General features: G+C 55.9%; 1 protein-coding gene. It reads right to left on the bottom strand.

From position 1 onward, the window contains the following. Positions 1–38: 38 nt before the first annotated feature. Positions 39–367, bottom strand: a 329-nt coding sequence (locus tag GV792_RS28765; protein ID WP_163828140.1) for a hypothetical protein, incomplete at its 5' end; no start/stop codon positions are given.

Raw genomic sequence — 367 nt, 5'->3', positions numbered from 1 at the left:
CAAGAGGACGGTCGACAGACGTCCATCCCCATGAAGAATCATGTTTCCGAAATCACTTGGGACACAGGAGGCAGCGAGGATGCCTGATACTTCTCAATCACCCGCCCCATCAGATCCTCGACCCGTGGCTTCCACTCCTGCAACGTCGAGTCAGCGCCAGCAAGAAGGATGACAAAACTGTTCATTAGATCAATCGTCATCGCCACCGCATTGACAGCATTCTCCGACCTGAAAGCGGCGTATTGCCATGGCACGGCGGCATCGATATCGGGGCGATAAATTGGGCCCTGATACTCAGATCGCGCGTGCACGGCCCAATCGCGCATCTGGAACAGCTGCTTGATGCGGTGCCTGGCTTCCTTAACGC

It is taken from the genome of Nocardia cyriacigeorgica, assembly GCF_010868145.1.
GTDB classification, from domain to species: domain Bacteria; phylum Actinomycetota; class Actinomycetes; order Mycobacteriales; family Mycobacteriaceae; genus Nocardia; species Nocardia cyriacigeorgica_D.
This window is presented reverse-complemented; position numbering and strand designations above follow the sequence as displayed.